Below are 13,538 nucleotides of genomic sequence, written 5' to 3'. Positions count from 1 at the left end.
GCTCGGCGCCAACCGCTGACGCAATGCGCCAGACTCTATGTCATCTTCTCACTGATTTAGGTGTCAACGAGTGGCGCGGCTCACTTATCGTAGCCAGAGCGGGCCGAATGTGACGGTCTTTACAGCGCGAGCAGCCGACGCCACCAGCACCCCGGCGTGGACCGCCGGGACGACAACCGCCAGCCTGAACGTCCCAGCGCCGACCATGTCTCGTCCTCGGCCGGAATCGTGTGCCCGCGCCGGCGCCGCTTGGCCTCCAGGTATCGGCGGGCGCGCTCGCTGCGCGGCCGGGTCACCAAAGGCACTACGGTGACGGCGATGCCGAGGTCGGTCAGGGCGCGCACCTTGTCCGGGTTGTTCGTCAGCAGGCGCACCGAACCGAGACCGAGGTGCAGCAGCGCGCGGGCCGCGTGTTCGTAAGAGCGCGTGTCGACGCACAGCCCGAGTCGCTCGTAGCTGTCGAAGGTGTCCAGCCCGAACACCTCGCTGGTGCGCAAACCCCTTGCCTTGTCGACCAATCCGGCGCCGCGGCCCTCCTGTTCGAGGTAGACCAGCACGCCGCACCCGGCGTCCTGGATCATGTCCATCGACAGGTCGAGCTCGGGCCCGCAATCACAGTCGTCGGAGCGCAGTGCATCGCCGTACAGGCAGCGCGAGTGGATACGCACCAGGCAGCCATCGACCATCGGGCCGAAGACGAGGGCGTGCCCGCCGTCCTCGGCGCCAGGGATCGCCAAGACTCGAACGCGGAGTTCTCGCCCCTTGCGAGTCAGACGATGCCCGGTCTCACGGAGATCGGATGCCGCTCGGTCCATGCCCCTCCGATGCACAGTGCAGCGGTCGGCGAACTGCGGAATCCCCAGTCGCACAATCCATCTATGGTAGCGGGAGGCCGGGCATCGCAGCAGGGGCTACACCAGAACGGGCGGTGCGCTTTCGTGGGCGGATCCGTCCGGCAGCGCGCCGCCGGAATTCGCCCGCGGCAGAATCGTCTGCTCCAACGACCACGGCGATTCGCCGTTGGGGATCCAGTGCCGGCGTCTCCGGCGTTTGGCGTCGAGATACTCGACGGCGCGCTGACTCAACGCCTCGGTGACCAGCGGAACCACTTCCACCACAAGGCCTACCTCGCGCAGCGCGTGCATCTTGGCCGGATTGTTGGTCAGCAGTTGCACCGTCCGTAGGTTCAGCACGTCGAACAGCGCGCGGGCCGCCTGCTCGTAGGAGCGTCCGTCCGGCGGATAGCCGAGTCGCTCGTAGCTGGTGAAGGTGTCCTCGCCTGTCTGTTCGCTCTCCAGGTACCCGCGCGCCTTGGCGAGCAGACCCGCACCGCGGCCCTCCTGCTCGAGATAGACCAGCACGCCGGACCCCGCTTCCTGAATCATGTCGAGGGACTTGTCCAGTTCCGGACCGCAGTCGCAGTCGTCCGATCGCAGCGCCTCACCGTAGAGACAACGCGAATGAACTCGAACCAGACATCCGTCGACGATGTCTCCGAAGACGAGAATGTGGCCGCCTCCGTCGCCGCGATCGGGTAGTTCGATCACGCGAACGCGAGTGTCACGCCCCTTGCGCGTGAACCGATGACCGGCTTCGGCAAGATCCGACGCAACCGTCGTCAACCGCTCCTCCGACTCAACAGGTGCAGCAGCTGCCGCACATCCGAGATGACCTCGCAACCGTACCCTGCGTGTGACGTAACACGCATGTTACTACCAGGTCTTTTGTGTTAAAATACGCTGCCGCGCCGCGCGGATCATCGTTCGTTGCCCTGCCGGACCACCTGGTCGATACGGTCCTTGTCCGGCATCGCGCGCGGCACCGCACCCAGCTGCTGGGTGGGAATCATCGCCGCTGTGGCCCAGACGAAGTCCTTCGCGGCCAGCTCGCCGCCGGTTTCGACGACACGGCATGCCAGCGCGGCGGAGAATGCGGCGGCGGCGCCCACCGAATTCTTCAGCGCCCCTTGGAACCGGCTGACATCGAACTTCAACTGTTCCGAGAGCACCGAGCAGCGGAATTTGTCGATCGCGCACACCGCGCGCACCCCGAGCCCGAGCAAGATCTCCGCACTGTCCCCGGCCGAGTCGGTCGACACGGCAGGCAGCATCGCCTTCAGTTCCGACGGCGATCCCACCAAGTAGTCCACCACCTCGAGGTGCTGGTAAAGATCTTGCGGCACAGCCGGACTCGGCGTGGCGCAGACGATGACCTGCGGCCGCGGCCGCATCTCGCGCACCATCGCGAGGACGTTCTCGGCGATGCCCTTGGGGTGTTCGAACGTCAGCAACACCACCTCCGAGCTCGCCAGCGCCGCCTGCACGGCGCCGGTATGCAGGTCCGCCACATCGAGTTTGACCCTGTCGTCCTTGCATCCGATGAGTCTCGTCTCGCCGCTGGAATCCATGATCACGGCCGTCACCGGGGACCGGCCGCCGTCGACGATCTTCACCAGATCGCAGCGGACGTTCTCGTTGGTCAGGAAGCTCAGAATCTCCGCGCCGTCCTTGTCGTTGCCGACCGCGGAAACGAGCGCGACGTCCAAGCCGAGGCGCGCGGCGGCCACCGCGCGATTCAACCCCTTTCCACCCGGTGGCCTGGTGAAGGTGCCGCGTGCCGCGCGGTCCGCGGCGGGGAAACCGTCGACGCGGTAGAGGTGATCGATGACCGCGTCGCCGACCACTGTCACCGATTTCGGCCGCCGAACCGAATCGGGCAGTGCGACAAGAATTTTCCCGCTCGGCATGGCCTGGGGGATGACGTAACCCGTGTCGGCGGTGAGCAGGTCGGCCAGCGCGGTGAAGGTGTCGCCCTCCGACGACGTGCGCAGCCGCTTCACCGTCGGCGCCTCGGGAACGCGGTCGACCCCGAGCGCTTGGTGCAGCCGCCGCCAGTGCTCGACGAGGTATTCGCGCCGGGGGCCGAGCTTGTCCGCGTACAGGCGGGCGAGATCGACGCCGTCAGGGGGGTTGTCACGAAAAAGGCCGAGCGCCAACGCCGAATCGGCGATGAGGCGATCGGTCGGCGACAGCCGGCGCGCCGTCTCGCGCACGACCGGTAACAGGGATTCGCCCGCGGGCAGGCCGGTGCGCTGCGCGTGCTGGCGCACGATCGGCAGCTCGAGCAGGCTGGTGACGTCGATCTCGGTGTTGCCCAAGCGTTCCGGCCGCAGACCGTAATAGGTGCACAAGCGGGTGAGGATGTCGCGAATCGCGATCGTGCGGGGATTCTGCGGAGCCATCGGCGAGTCCGCCCTCCATCACGTCGTTGTCGTTTCGTTGTGCTTTGCGGAGATTGCCCTCATTCCCGGGTTTAACGGGCGATGAGTCCGGCAATTCCCAAGATACTCCGGCAATTGACCGGGGGAAAGGCAAATGCCACACTGATTTTGGGCGATCTGGTCGTCCCCACCAGCGGACTCGGGAGGGCCTTGGTGATGAAAGAGATTCTGCTGATACGCCGTGACAGGCGGCGCAGGCGCCGCAAGCCCGGCGCGGCCGACACCGAACTCGGACCGAACCGTCCGGCCGTATAGTACCCGGCCGAACGCCGCACCGTCCGAACTGCTTTCACCGCCGGTTCCGCTTCGCCGTCCAGCGAGCCCCGGCCCGTGCGCCTCTCGCGCACTTCGCCGGGGCTCGCCGCTCTCCGAAAACTTCGGTGACCCCCTTCGACCTCGGATGCTCGACAGGAGGCATTCGTGACCATCTATGTCACCGACTGGTCGATGACCAGCGATTGCACCAACGAATCGGCGCAGCGCGTCGCCGACAAATGGCCCAAGTCGTGGCGGCTGAGCTGGCTGCCCGACCGCCTGCTCACTCGCGAGCAGGCACTGGCGGGGATGGATCTCGCCGAGATCGTCAGCACCCAGACCTACCGGCATGATCGGCTCGCCCACCTGCGGGCGGTGCACTACGCCGGACAACTCGGAATTCCCCTGGAGCAGATTCTGCTCGGGCTGTAGTACCGGAGGCAGCCATGACCATTCACACCACCGAGTGGACCATGATCAGCGACCTGACCCCCGAATCGGCCTACCGCGACGGCGAACCCAGCGCCGATGCGTGGCGGCTGAGCTGGTTGCCAGGTCGCACACTCTCCCGCGAGCAGGCGTTCGCCGGCATGGAGCTGGACGAATTGCTCAGCGACCCGGACATGGTGCACGACCGCATGACCCACGCCCGCGCCGCCGAGCGCGCCGACCGGTTGGGCATCTTGCTCGATCACGCGATCATCTTGTTGCACAAGCGGATCGTCGCGCGACTGCGCGACCGGCCAGACGAGTCGGCTCCGGGCCCGGTCGGCGCATGCGGCAGTGGTTCTCGCGCGCACGGCCTTCCGCGGCGCGCGGGCGGTCCACCGCGCGTGTTCGGGTGAGAGAAAGCCGGATTCAGGTCCTCGCCACGTTGTCCGCACCGACCGCCTCGGCGATCGAGCGATATCCGTGGTCGCGCAGACGCGCGGCGAGGCCGCGGTGGATCTTGCGAGTCCAGAACGGGCCGCCGTAGATGAAGCCGGTGAAACCCTGCAGCAGGCTGGCGCCCGCGAGGATGCGCTCGAAAGCCTGGTCGGGGGTTTCGATCCCGCCGACGGAGATCAGCACGAGGCGATCACCGACGCGCCGATACAGGCGGCGCAGCACCTCGAGCGAGCGTTCGGCCACGGGCGCGCCGGACAGGCCGCCCGCACCCATGGCCGCGACCTCGGCGGCGTCGGTGCGCAGGCCGTCGCGGCGAATGGTGGTGTTGGTGGCGACGATGCCCGCGAGACCGAGCTCGAGGGCGAGGTCGGCGACCGCGTCGATGTCGTCGTCGGACAGATCGGGGGCGATCTTGACCAGGACCGGCACCTGGACGGTGTCGAGCACGGCCCGCAGCAGCGGGCGCAGCGATTCCACGGCCTGCAGGTCGCGCAGGCCGGGGGTGTTGGGGGAGCTGACGTTGACCACGACGAAGTCGGCCAGCGGGCCGAGCAGGGCGGCGCTGATCGCGTAATCGGCGGCGGCGTCGGCCGCTTCGACGATCTTGGTCTTGCCGATGTTGGCGCCGATCGGGACGGTGGCGGTCCTGGTGCGCAGCTGGTCGGCGGCGCGGGCGGCGCCGTGGTTGTTGAAGCCCATCCGGTTGATCAGGGCGCGGTCGGCCGGCAGCCGGAACATCCGCGGTGTGGGGTTGCCGGGCTGAGCCTGGGCGGTGACGGTGCCGACTTCGGCGAAGCCCCAGCCGAACGGACCCCAGATGTCGGCGCCCTCCGCGTTCTTGTCGAAACCGGCCGCCAGACCGAGCGGGGCGCGGAACTCGACGCCGAAGACGGTGTTGCGCAGGATCGGGTCGTCGACGACCGCGAGCCGCTTCAGCAGCAGCCGGGTCGGCGCGAACCGGGCGGCCACGCGCATGGCCGCGAAGGCGAGGTGGTGGATGCGTTCCGGCGGAACCAGGAACATCAGTCGAAGCAGCAGTGCGTACATCCGTGTCACATCCCCGGCTCGGGCTGGGGTAGTAGCGAGGTCTTGCGACGGCGCAGCAGAACCTTGCGGCTGCCGTCGGTGTAGGCGCGCACGCGCGAGAGCTCCCATCCGCCGAATTCGGCCTGAATCGCCAGGCGCATCGAGGCGGTCACCCTGGTCACGTCTTTCGGTAAGCGCAGCGGGACGTATTCGTAGTCGTCGCTGCTGGTCTCCCAGTTCGCCGGTAATGCTGCGCGGGAGCTTTTCGGCGCCATCACTGCCCTCTCTTCAGCTGGTCCGCGCGGATCCGCTGGACACCGTCACCGGTGGCGGATCCGACGAACAGATCACCGGTGCGGTCGTCGACGGTCACCGAGTCGGGCTGCCGGACGGTCGGATAGCGTCCCACTTCCTTCGGTATACCCGTCGACAGATCGAATCCGACGACTTCGTTGCTCTGCGTGCACGTCACCCACACGGTCTCGGACCGTCGATCGTAGGCGAGCGCGTAAGGCGACGATCCTACCGGGAAACGCTGGCGCAGGACGAGCGGTCCGGTGGTGTAGACGAGCAGTTCCTCGCCCGCGGTGTCGGTGACGATCACCCTGCCGAAGTGGTCGGAGATCATGTTGGTGGCGCCGTCGCCCGCGCGCAGGGCGAGGCCGAGGTGGTCCTTGGCCGGGTCGATCTCGGTGACGGAGGTCTGGCGGCGGTCGAGCACCGCGATGCGGTCGGCGGTCAGCGCGACGACGTCGGCCGAGGCCAGGCCGGAGACGGAGTCGAGCACGTCGCCGCCGGAGCCGAGGATGCGGACCGCGCCGTCGGCGGTGCCGACGACCAGCGTGCCGTCCTCACGCTGCCGGACCGAGCGGACGTCGCCCTCGACGGGCGTCTCGGTGACCGCGTCGCTCGCGGCGTCGACGCGGATGATCCGGCCGGGCGCGGTGACCAGGATTTCACCGGGCTTGCCCTGGGCCAGGCTGGTCCCGTGCGCGGGCAGGGTGACGGTGCGCTGCCCTGCGCCCGCGGGGGCGGCGGGGTCGATGAGGAAGAGCAGGGTGGAGCTGTCGCTGCTCGCGTCGAGCGCGGCGAGCAGGCCGGTGCCGGATTCGGCGAAGAGGCTGCGGATCGGCGCGCTCAGGCCGATCACCTGGCCCGTGGGCGGGGTCTGCGGTGCGGGCGCGATCGCGGCGGTCGCGGGTTCTCGGGTCGGACCTTCGGGTTCGCCCTTGTCGGAAGAGCATCCGGCCAGCAGGGCGAGCACCGCAAGGACGACGAGCGCTGAGGGGACCGAGCCGCGAGGGCGCACCACCGAACTCCTCCTACCGACGAATCAACCCGACGTCACCATCTGACCATGATGGCGCAACACCGCCACCGACCGGGGTGGCGGCGGCACCGAATTACCAGTGATGGGGGTTACCGTGTAACCAAACAGCGTCCAACTCAGGGAGATCCGGTTGAAAGCCGACCATCCATCGGGATTTGCCATCGATGACATAACCGTTGGTCCGTTTGCTCACGGGTTCGGCACCACCGCCGACGGCAGGCCGTACGCGTTCCGCACGGTGCGGCAGATCCTGACGCTCGAGATCTACCGCGCCGACTTGGACAGCGACGTGCCGGGTCCGGAGGACGTGGTCGCGGTGGCGGAGGTGCGGGTCACCGACGTCGATGTGGACGACGAGCGCAGCGTGGTCGCGCTGGTGCGCGACATGATCCCCGACGCCGTTCCGGTCGAGGCGGCGGCGGACCGGGACGTCACGACCGTGCGCGCCCTGCTCGGACGGATCAGTTCCGTCATCGATGGTATGTAGGTAGTGATGCACTCCACACGAATCGCCCGAATCGCGCTGGCCGCGCTCGCCTGTGTCACGGTGGCCGCGACCGCCGCATGCAATTCGGGTCCGGACGAGGCCTCGGTCGAGGTGGCCCGCTCCAAGGCCATCGCCGAGCTGTCCTCCTCCGCCGCTGCCACGTCCAGCGCCATCGCCAACCGGCCGCTGCCGACCGCCGCCGAACTCGACGCCCAGATCAAGCGGGCGCTCGACCCGGCGCTGCCCGACAGCGAGCGCACCGCGCTGATCGAGGACGGCGATGCCTTCCGCGACGCCATCCCCGATATGTACCGGGCGCTCCAGGACAACCCGCGCGCCATCTACGGCGTCACCGATCCGGTGTTCGACAACCGCGACGGCACCCTGACCGCCACCATGCGACTGGACAGGGACGGCACCGGCACCGCCGTGCGCACCACCGTGGTGCACTTCGTCTACCTCGACGGCCGCTGGAAGATCTCCCGCACCGACCTGTGCGGAATTCTGCGCTCGGCCGACTATCGCACCGCGGCGTGCGGCTAGCGGCGCGGCCCTCTCGATGCTGCATTCCGGTTTCCTGGGGTGGGGTCGGCTGGTCCACCGCTACCGCTATCTCGTGCTGGCCGGGGTCGCGCTGGCCGTGCTGCTGTCCGGCTGGTACGGGCGCGACCTGGTCGAGCGGCTCAACCAGGAGGGCTGGTTCGATGAGAGCAGCGAATCGGTGGCCGCGTCCGAACTGGCCGACGCCACCTTCGGCCGTGACACCGACAGCGACCTGATCCTGCTCTACACCGCGCCCGAGGGCAGCACCGTCGACTCTCCTGAGGTGCGCGCCGCGGTCACCGCCCAGCTGCGCGGCCTGCTCGAACGCTATCCGGACCGGATACTCAAGATCGACAGCTACTGGGACAGCCCGTTCACGGCCAACGCCAGCGACGCCACGAAAACCCACGCGTTCGCCAGCGTCGGACTCCGCGGCGAAGGCACCGCCACCATTCAGAACTATCTCGCGATCAAGAGCGCGCTCGGCGCGGGCAGCGAAGGCGGCGGACCGGGCGGCACCACGGTGCAACTGGCGGGACTGCAACCGGTCGTCGAAGGCATCAACACCGGGATGCAGAACGACATCCACCGCGCGGAGCTGATCGCGTTGCCGATCGTGGCGATCATGCTGTATTTCGTGTTCGGCGGGGTGATCGGGGCGCTGCTGCCGGTGATCATCGGCGGCATGACCATCCTGGGCACCCAGGGCATGTTGCGTGTACTCACCGATCACATCGAGGTCAACGTCTTCGCCAATGCGGTGATGACGCTGGTCAGCCTCGGCTTGGCCATCGACTACGGCCTGTTCACCGTCACCCGATTCCGCGAGGAACTGGCGGCCGGGCGCAGCGTGGAGGAGGCGACCGCACGCACCGTCGCCACGGCGGGTCGCACGGTGATGTTCTCCGCCGCGATCATCGCGATCAGCCTCGCGGCGCTGTTCATCTTCCCCATCGGAGTACTGCGCTCGGTGCCCTACGGCGGCATCAGCTCGGTGCTGCTCGCGGCGCTGCTCTCGGTGACGGTGCTGCCCGCCACGCTGAGCATCGTCGGCCGCCGCATCGACTTCCTCGGCTGGAAACGCTTCTCCCGCACCAAGACCGAAGCCCAGATCGACGCCGGATTCTTCTCCCGGCTCGCGCTGTTCGCCATGCGGCGGCCGTGGGCGGTGGCGGTGCCGATCGTGCTGGTGCTGCTCGCGTTGAGCATCCCGTTCCGCAATATCGAATTCGGTGGAATCAGCGAACGCTATCTCGCCGAGGACAATCCGGCCCGCGTCGCCCAGGAGAGCTTCGACGAGCTGTTTCCCAGCTTCCGTACCGAGCCGTTGAAACTCGTGGTGGTCGGCGCGAATCCGCAGCAGCTCAGCGACATCCGCTACGAAGCCAACCAGATTCCCGGCCTCACCGGGCGCTTCGAACCGGCGGCGACGACCAAGGACGGCGTCAACGTCCTCGGCGCCGGGCTGACCGACAAACGCGACGCCGACGCCGTGATCGCCGCGCTGCGTGCCATCCCCGAACCACCGGGCGTGCAGGTGATGGTGGCCGGTGTGCCCGCGCTGGAGCGCGACAGCATCAACGGATTGCTCGAGGGTCTGCCCGCACTGGTCGCGATCCTCGCCTGTACCGCGCTGGTGGTGATGTTCGTGGCGTTCCGTTCGATCGTGCTGGCGCTCAAGGCCGTCGCCATGAGCGCGTTGAGTCTCGCCTCGACGCTGGGCATCCTCACCTGGATCTTCGTGGAAGGGCACGGGGCCGAGGTCTTCCTGTTCACGCCGGGGCCGCTGATGTTCGCGGTGCTGGCGTTGATCGTGACGGTGGTGTTCGGGTTGTCCACCGACTACGAGGTCTTCCTGCTGTCCCGGGTCGCCGAGGCGCGGCAGGCGGGAGCCGGCGCACCGGAGGCCATCCGCTACGGCATCGCCCACACCGGCGGCGTGATCACCTCGGCCGCCGCGATTCTCATCGTGGTGACCGGCGCGTTCGGCTTCTCCGATCTGGTGCTGATGAAATACATCGCCTACGGCATGATCGCGGCGCTGATCATCGACGCGACCGTCATCCGGATGTTGCTGACCCCCGCGGTGTTGAAGCTGATCTGGCGGTGACCGGGTAGGCGAGGGGAGCAGACCTCGGTCAACGGCGGACCGGAAGAACCAGTTGCGCACCGGTGACCGGGTGGTCGAGTACTTCGACCGGATGCTGGTAGACCCGGCTCAGCAGTTCGGTGGTGAGCACCTCGCGCGGCGGGCCGTCGGCGGCGACGCGGCCGGAGTCCAGCACGGCGACGCGGTCGGCGTAGGCGGCGGCGATACCGAGGTCGTGCAGGACGACGACCACCGCGGCGCCCGCCGCTGCCCGCTCGGTGGCCAGCCGCAGCACCGCTTCCTGGTGGCCGAGATCCAGTGCGGCAGTGGGTTCGTCGAGCAGCAGGGTGGCGGTGTCCTGGGCGAGGACCCTGGCCAGGGCGACGCGCGCGCGTTCACCGCCGGACAGCGTCGGGAACGATCGCGCGGCAAGGTGCGCGACGTCGGCCGATGTCATGGCCGCCGCGACGAACTCGTCGTCGCGTTCGCCACGCGCGGTGCGCACCCACGGCGCCCGGCCCATGGCCACGACTTCGCGGGCGGTGAACGGGAATCCCACGGTGTGGCTCTGCGGCAGCACCGCCCGCCTGCGCGCCATGTCCAGCGGCGTCCAATGCTCCAGCGCGCGGCCGTCCAGTTCGACGGCCCCTTCGCTCAGCGCCAGCTCCCCGGCCAATGCGGCCAGCAGCGTGGACTTGCCCGCCCCGTTCGGCCCCACCAGCGCGACGACCTCACCCGCGGCCACCGCGAAATCGACCGCGTCGAGCACCCGCCGCGCGTGCCCGCTCGCGCCACCGCGCCGGTCGACGCTCACCCCGCGCGCCCGCAAGGTCACCGTCCCGCGCTCGGGCCGCCGCGGCTCCTCGTGCGCCCGCCCGAGCATCGCGCCCAACCCTTGCCGCATCCCGCTCATCGGCGACCTCCGATCCTCGGATCGTCCGCGGCGGCAGGCCCGAGCGCCGGATCCGCGGCCGCGACCTGCCGAACATGACGCTGGTCCAGGGCGACACGGGCGTCATCGTGATCGACCCGCTGATCTCGGTCGAGACCGGTGCGATCGATCGACGCGTCTGTGTGCCGTACGACACCGCGCCGTGCACGGGCGATGACAGCAGGCTGCGCTCGACGATCCCACTCGAACGGCGCATGGTGCACCCGCGCAGCGACTGCCGAGCCGTGCGAGAGGTCCGGGCGGGCCGCGCTCATCCCCACCCTCCAGCGCGGGCGCGGGTGCGGCGCAGCAACCAGAAGAAGAAGGGACCGCCGATGAGCGAGGTGAGCATGCCGAGGGGGAGATCGGCGTTGTCGACGAGGGACCGGGCGGCGACGTCGGCGGCCAGCAGGACCACCGCGCCGACGATGGCGCTGAGCGGGATCAGCACGCGGTGGCCGGGACCGACGATCATCCGCACCAGATGCGGGACGATCAGGCCGACGAACAGGATGATGCCGGTGAACGCGACGCCCGCGGTGGCGAGCACCGCCACGATGACGATGACATTGCGACGCAGCCGTTCCACGTCGACGCCGAGGTGACGGGCGGCCGATTCACCGAGGGCAAGCAGATCCAGACGAGGCGCCACGACGATCGCCGCGAGCACGCCCAGCGCGGCGAGCGGCGCGACCACCGCCACCGACTCCCAGCGTGCGCCGTTGAGGCTGCCCAGCTGCCAGAACACGATCTGATCGCGGGCCGCGGGGGAGGCGACGAACAACAGGAACGCGATCAGACCGCCCGCGAAGGCGTTGATCGCCACCCCGGTGAGCACCAAGGTCACCACTTCGGTGCGGCCATTGGAACGCGCGAGCAGATACACCAGCAGCGTGGTGAACAGTCCGGCGACGAACGCCGCGGCGGCGACCGACCATGCCGCGACGAACGCGCCGCCCACCACGATCACGGTGCCCGCGCCGACCGCCGCGCCCGCCGAAACGCCGATCACGCCGGGCTCGGCCAGCGGGTTGGCGAACACACCCTGCAACAACGCACCCGCTGTCGCCAGCGCAGCGCCCACCAGCATCGCCAGCACCACCCGGGGGAAACGCACCTCCCACAGCGTCACGTCACCGGCCGGATGAGCGGGCATAGGCCCCCAGTCCAGACCGATCCGGTGAAAGACGCTGCCCGCGACCTCTGCGGGCGAAGTCGGCACCTGACCGATCGCGGCCGACGCCAAGGCCAGCACCACCAACGCGGCGATCGCCACCGCGAACGCGACGGTGATCCGCGAGACCGAACGGGTGCCGGCGGGAACCGGCGCGGCAGGCGGCCGCGCTCCTGGCTGCGATTCGAGCGTGCCGTTCTCCCGCACGGGCCCGGTGCCGTTGGCCGACGATACGGACGACGTGCCCGCCGTATCACTCATGCCTTCGCTCCGCTGGCGCTCGGCCCCGGCATGCGCGAAGCGCGCTGGCACATGATCAGCTCACTTCGTTCGCTCACGTCTGCACCTCGCCGGCGTTCAGCTCCGGCACGCGCGAAGCGCGCTGGCACACGATTCGCTCACTCCGTTCGCTCATGCCTGCGCACGGCCGTACACGGCCTCGTCGAGCGCGGCGACCACGCGCCCGGTGTTCGGGCCGAAGCTGAGCACCACCCCATCGGCCATGTCGACCACGCGGCGGTTCTTCCCGGCCGGTGTCTGCGCGATGCCGGGCACCTTCAGCAGCCCGTCCACGCCGCCGACCGAGCTCAGGCCGTCGGTCATGACGAGCAGCACATCGGGAGCGGAGCTGATCATCGCCTCGCTGGTGATGGCGGTGAACGGCTCGGTCAATCCGGCCGCGGTGCCCGCATCCTCGCCGCCGATGGCGGTGATCAGCTCGTCGGCGCCGGAGCCGGGCCCGGCGATCATCGTGATGGCGGTGCTGCGCAGATAGAGGAACGCGATGCGCAACGGCTTGTCCTTGGCGGGAACCCCGGCCGAGGCGGCGGCGATCTCGTCACGGGTGCGGTCGGCGAGAGTGCGACCGCGGTCCGGGACGCCGAGCGCGGCGGCGACGGCCTCGATCTGCGGCACCACACCGTCCATGGTTCGCTGCGGGTCGAAGTAGACGACCGTCACCCCGGCCGCGCGAAGCTGCTCCCGCACCGCGGGCGTCGCGCTGGTGGTGTCGGTCAGGAACACCGTGGGGCGCAGTGCCAGAACGGATTCCACGTTCAGCGAGCCGCTGCCGCCGATCACGATCGGCAGGTTCTCGATCGCGGGGAACACCCCCGACGTGCTGCGTCCCACGAGATTGGCGCCGAGACCGAGCGCCCAGACGGTCTGGACGAGGGTGCCGTGACGGTCGGCGGCGATGATGCGGCCGGCCGAGGTGACGGTGACCTCGGTGCCGTCGAAGGAACGCACCGTCGCGGGCAGCGCCGGGGTCGGGGCCGGGCCGATCGGCACCGGCTCCTGGTTCGCGATCGTCGCGGTGCTCGGCCCACGCTGTCCGGAACCCGCCGCGCCGCTGTCGCTGCCGCATGCCGCGGTTCCGGCGAACAGCGTCAGGGCGAGGGCGACGAGAAGGTAGCGAACCACCCCGGGACGGACACGGTCGAGGAACGTCATGTAGGCAAGCCTAATATGCGCCGTCGAACCGAGTCCGCCCGCGAACCCGCGCACGGCCGCAGCGACGGTGGAGGTACGGGTCC

14 protein-coding genes are annotated in these 13,538 nt (G+C 69.1%); 5 read left to right on the top strand and 9 right to left on the bottom strand.

Annotation, left to right across the window (positions count from 1 at the left end; genetic code table 11):
• Positions 1-119 precede the first annotated feature (119 nt).
• The 3 genes from ACRWNM_RS10275 to ACRWNM_RS10265 form a co-directional block, all read right to left on the bottom strand.
• Positions 120-737: a GTP cyclohydrolase II gene (locus tag ACRWNM_RS10275; protein WP_431965928.1), complete on the bottom strand. Its 618-nt coding sequence runs from the start codon at positions 735-737 to the stop codon at positions 120-122.
• Positions 738-911: 174 nt separating this feature from the next.
• Complete coding sequence (locus tag ACRWNM_RS10270) at positions 912-1,547, bottom strand: GTP cyclohydrolase II (RefSeq protein ID WP_431965926.1); 636 nt, start codon at positions 1,545-1,547, stop codon at positions 912-914.
• A gap of 209 nt (positions 1,548-1,756) precedes the next feature.
• On the bottom strand, positions 1,757-3,241 hold the full coding sequence (locus ACRWNM_RS10265) for a PfkB family carbohydrate kinase (protein ID WP_431965924.1): 1,485 nt from the start codon (positions 3,239-3,241) through the stop codon (positions 1,757-1,759).
• Between the two features lie 459 nt (positions 3,242-3,700).
• Between ACRWNM_RS10265 and ACRWNM_RS10260 the strand changes: the two genes are divergently transcribed.
• Complete coding sequence (locus ACRWNM_RS10260; protein ID WP_357457543.1) at positions 3,701-3,967, top strand: hypothetical protein; 267 nt, start codon at positions 3,701-3,703, stop codon at positions 3,965-3,967.
• A gap of 14 nt (positions 3,968-3,981) precedes the next feature.
• Entirely contained in the window at positions 3,982-4,380 is a 399-nt protein-coding gene (locus ACRWNM_RS10255; RefSeq protein ID WP_431965921.1) for a hypothetical protein, read from the top strand.
• 13 nt (positions 4,381-4,393) lie between these two features.
• Here ACRWNM_RS10255 and ACRWNM_RS10250 read toward each other — a convergent pair whose 3' ends face one another.
• From ACRWNM_RS10250 to ACRWNM_RS10240, 3 genes are read right to left on the bottom strand one after another with little or no spacing between them, the layout of a single operon-like run.
• Complete coding sequence (locus tag ACRWNM_RS10250) at positions 4,394-5,470, bottom strand: quinone-dependent dihydroorotate dehydrogenase (RefSeq protein ID WP_431965919.1); 1,077 nt, start codon at positions 5,468-5,470, stop codon at positions 4,394-4,396.
• A gap of 5 nt (positions 5,471-5,475) precedes the next feature.
• Positions 5,476-5,724: a DUF5703 family protein gene (locus ACRWNM_RS10245; RefSeq protein WP_067783446.1), complete on the bottom strand. Its 249-nt coding sequence runs from the start codon at positions 5,722-5,724 to the stop codon at positions 5,476-5,478.
• Positions 5,724-6,761 carry a YncE family protein gene (locus ACRWNM_RS10240; protein WP_431965917.1) on the bottom strand — a complete coding sequence of 346 codons (1,038 nt, stop codon included), beginning with the start codon at positions 6,759-6,761 and terminating at the stop codon, positions 5,724-5,726. Before ACRWNM_RS10240 ends, ACRWNM_RS10245 begins: the two co-directional genes overlap by 1 nt.
• A 148-nt stretch (positions 6,762-6,909) precedes the next feature.
• On the opposite strand from ACRWNM_RS10240, the gene ACRWNM_RS10235 reads away from it, so the two are divergent.
• The 3 genes from ACRWNM_RS10235 to ACRWNM_RS10225 are packed head-to-tail and all read left to right on the top strand — an operon-like array spanning position 6,910 to position 9,919.
• A complete protein-coding gene (locus ACRWNM_RS10235) occupies positions 6,910-7,266 on the top strand; it encodes a hypothetical protein (RefSeq protein ID WP_431965915.1) in 357 nt (118 codons plus the stop codon).
• A 6-nt stretch (positions 7,267-7,272) separates the two neighbouring features.
• Positions 7,273-7,809, top strand: a complete 537-nt coding sequence (locus tag ACRWNM_RS10230) for a hypothetical protein (protein ID WP_431965913.1) — start codon at positions 7,273-7,275, stop codon at positions 7,807-7,809.
• A gap of 16 nt (positions 7,810-7,825) precedes the next feature.
• Positions 7,826-9,919, top strand: a complete 2,094-nt coding sequence (locus ACRWNM_RS10225) for an MMPL family transporter (RefSeq protein ID WP_431965911.1) — start codon at positions 7,826-7,828, stop codon at positions 9,917-9,919.
• Between the two features lie 28 nt (positions 9,920-9,947).
• Here ACRWNM_RS10225 and ACRWNM_RS10220 read toward each other — a convergent pair whose 3' ends face one another.
• The 3 genes from ACRWNM_RS10220 to ACRWNM_RS10210 form a co-directional block, all read right to left on the bottom strand.
• Complete coding sequence (locus ACRWNM_RS10220; protein WP_431965909.1) at positions 9,948-10,811, bottom strand: heme ABC transporter ATP-binding protein; 864 nt, start codon at positions 10,809-10,811, stop codon at positions 9,948-9,950.
• A 289-nt stretch (positions 10,812-11,100) separates the two neighbouring features.
• Entirely contained in the window at positions 11,101-12,264 is a 1,164-nt protein-coding gene (locus ACRWNM_RS10215) for a FecCD family ABC transporter permease (RefSeq protein ID WP_431965907.1), read from the bottom strand.
• Between the two features lie 150 nt (positions 12,265-12,414).
• Positions 12,415-13,455 carry a heme/hemin ABC transporter substrate-binding protein gene (locus ACRWNM_RS10210; protein ID WP_431965905.1) on the bottom strand — a complete coding sequence of 347 codons (1,041 nt, stop codon included), beginning with the start codon at positions 13,453-13,455 and terminating at the stop codon, positions 12,415-12,417.
• Positions 13,456-13,538 lie beyond the last annotated feature (83 nt).

The organism is Nocardia sp. bgisy134, from assembly GCF_965341865.1.
Lineage (GTDB): Bacteria > Actinomycetota > Actinomycetes > Mycobacteriales > Mycobacteriaceae > Nocardia.
Note: the sequence above shows the minus strand (reverse complement) of the source record. Positions and strands in the feature narration are given on the sequence as shown.

Coding starts and splice junctions, on each gene's coding strand:
- ACRWNM_RS10265 (WP_431965924.1), bottom strand. CDS start 3,241: ATGGCTCCGCAGAATCCCCGCACGATCGCGATTCGCGACATCCTCACC.
- ACRWNM_RS10255 (WP_431965921.1), top strand. CDS start 3,982: ATGACCATTCACACCACCGAGTGGACCATGATCAGCGACCTGACCCCC.
- ACRWNM_RS10250 (WP_431965919.1), bottom strand. CDS start 5,470: ATGTACGCACTGCTGCTTCGACTGATGTTCCTGGTTCCGCCGGAACGC.
- ACRWNM_RS10245 (WP_067783446.1), bottom strand. CDS start 5,724: ATGGCGCCGAAAAGCTCCCGCGCAGCATTACCGGCGAACTGGGAGACC.
- ACRWNM_RS10230 (WP_431965913.1), top strand. CDS start 7,273: ATGCACTCCACACGAATCGCCCGAATCGCGCTGGCCGCGCTCGCCTGT.
- ACRWNM_RS10225 (WP_431965911.1), top strand. CDS start 7,826: ATGCTGCATTCCGGTTTCCTGGGGTGGGGTCGGCTGGTCCACCGCTAC.
- ACRWNM_RS10220 (WP_431965909.1), bottom strand. CDS start 10,811: ATGAGCGGGATGCGGCAAGGGTTGGGCGCGATGCTCGGGCGGGCGCAC.
- ACRWNM_RS10215 (WP_431965907.1), bottom strand. CDS start 12,264: ATGAGTGATACGGCGGGCACGTCGTCCGTATCGTCGGCCAACGGCACC.
- ACRWNM_RS10210 (WP_431965905.1), bottom strand. CDS start 13,455: ATGACGTTCCTCGACCGTGTCCGTCCCGGGGTGGTTCGCTACCTTCTC.